General features: G+C 60.4%; 4 protein-coding genes. All 4 read left to right on the top strand.

Features of this window, described 5'->3' with window-relative positions; translation table 11 throughout:
- On the top strand, nucleotides 1-319 hold a 319-nt coding region (locus tag AB4043_RS25860; protein WP_442308567.1), incomplete at its 5' end, for an NUDIX hydrolase.
- A 147-nt stretch (nucleotides 320-466) separates the two neighbouring features.
- The gene (locus tag AB4043_RS25855; protein WP_147646898.1) at nucleotides 467-685 is read left to right on the top strand and encodes a cold shock domain-containing protein; all 219 of its coding nucleotides are present in this window, start codon (nucleotides 467-469) and stop codon (nucleotides 683-685) included.
- Between the two features lie 147 nt (nucleotides 686-832).
- A complete protein-coding gene (locus AB4043_RS25850) occupies nucleotides 833-1,219 on the top strand; it encodes a hypothetical protein (protein WP_442308566.1) in 387 nt (128 codons plus the stop codon).
- On the top strand, nucleotides 1,108-2,082 hold a 975-nt coding region (locus AB4043_RS25845), incomplete at its 3' end, for a PHP domain-containing protein (protein ID WP_442308565.1). The genes AB4043_RS25850 and AB4043_RS25845, both read left to right, overlap by 112 nt.

The following is a 2,082-nucleotide window of genomic DNA, read 5'->3' as shown; positions in this document are numbered from 1 at the left end:
CCGGCGTGAAGCTGACGAGAAGCCTCTGGCCGCCGCGAAACGCGAGATGATCGAAGAGACCGGCTACCGCGCCCGCAGCTGGAAAAAGCTGGTCCGCTACTACGCCAGTCCCGGTTTCCTGGGTGAGTGGATGGAAGTCTACCTCGCCACCGATCTGACGGAAGGCGAGGCCCAGCCTGAAGACGATGAAAAGATCGAGATTCTTCGTATCCGCCTCTCTGAATTGCTGAAGATGCGCAATGAAGGCCAAATTCACGACGGAAAGACCATCATCGGCATCTCCATCTACGAAGCTCTGCGGCGCACCGGCAAAGCCTAGAACATCAATCCACTTTCAGGCGGGAAGACCACTTCCCGCCCGTTGCGTTCCTTCAGAAAACCTTCCTGCCCCTCATCCGCGTCATACCGATCACGCGCGGGTTCATTCGTTCCCGAGCAGACTTCCCTCCCGCGAGGTTCGACGAACGTGGCACATTACAAGGGCAAAGTGAAGTGGTTCAATAACGCGAAGGGCTACGGGTTTCTGGGCCGGGACGATGGCCCGGACGTGTTTGTCCACTACAGCTCGATTCAGCTCGAAGGTTATAAGAGCCTCAAAGAGGGCGACGAAGTCGAGTTCGACATCATTGAAGGCCAGAAGGGCCCGCAGGCCGACCAGGTCACACGGCTAAAAGAAGCATCCTAGAGCATTTCCCTGCGGGATGCGGAAGCCCTACTCTACACCTGCAGGGAAAATGCTCTAGCCCGCGAGCCGCAGAGTTTTCTCATAGCTGTACCGCACGGTGCATACTAGCGGACAGGGCTTTGTTCAAGCCTTGTCCGCTTTTGATTCATGGAAAACGTCACAATCGCCCGCCTGCTGGATGAGACCGCCGATCTGCTCGAGATCGACGCCGCCGACCCATTCCGCATTCGCAGCTATCGCCGCGCCGCCGAAGCCGTCGAGCAGCAGACCACCCAGCTCACCACCCTCGTTGACGAACCGAAACAACTACTCGCCATCGCCGGCATCGCTATCGCATTGACGATGCCACCGCCATTGCCGAGCGCATCGCTGCGCTCATCCGCGAATTTCCGGGCATCGACACCGTTACCCCGGCCGGCTCATTGCGCCGCGGCCGCGAGACCGTCGGCGATCTTGACCTCCTYGTTACCGGACCCGCCTGTGAACCCGACTGTGTCGCTGCGGTTGTCGATCACGTCGCCGGCCTTCCCCTGATCGCCAATCTCATTGCGAAGGGTCAGAACAAGGTGAGCTTCAACATGCGCAATGGCCTGCAGGTCGATGTGCGCATACTTCCAAAGAGCAGCTACGGCGCCGCACTGCAGTACTTCACCGGCTCCAAGATGCACAACGTCGCACTTCGCCAGAGGGCCATCAAGATGGGCTACACCCTCAGCGAATACGCCCTGGCGCGCATGGACGACAGTTCGATCGTTGCCTCGGCCACCGAGCAGGAGATCTACAAGGCCCTCGGCCTCGACTACATCCCCCCTGAGCTGCGCGAGAACAATGGCGAGATCGAAGCCGCCCAGGCCCACACCCTTCCCCGCCTGATCGAACTCGCCGACATTCGCGGCGACGTACACTCCCATACCGTCGCCAGTGACGGCCGGCAGACCATCCGCGAGATGGCCGAAGGCGCCCTCGCCAGGGGCTACAAATTTCTTGCCATCACCGACCACACCAAGAACCTCGCCATGACCAATGGCCTTGACGATGCACGGGCGCTGGAACACATCGCCGCCATCCGCCAGGTCGACCGCGAGATGGAGGGTCGCATCCGCGTCTTCGCCGGCATCGAGGTCGATATTCTCGGCGATGGCAAGCTCGACCTCGAAGACAGCACCATGGCACAAATGGACGTCGTCATCGGCTCTGTCCACACGCTCTTCAATCAGCCGTACGAAGAGATGACCGCCCGCATCCTGCGTGCCGTAGAGAACCCCTATCTGCGCATTCTCGGACACCCGACCGGACGGAAGGTGATGGCGCGCGAAGCCTATACCTTCGATCTTGAACGCGTACTGCGGCGTTGCGCCGAGCTCGGCGTCGTAGTGGAACACAACGCCGGCATGCCC

It is taken from the genome of Terriglobus sp. YAF25, assembly GCF_052113305.1.
In the GTDB taxonomy this organism is placed as follows: domain Bacteria; phylum Acidobacteriota; class Terriglobia; order Terriglobales; family Acidobacteriaceae; genus Terriglobus.
Note: the sequence above shows the minus strand (reverse complement) of the source record. Positions and strands in the feature narration are given on the sequence as shown.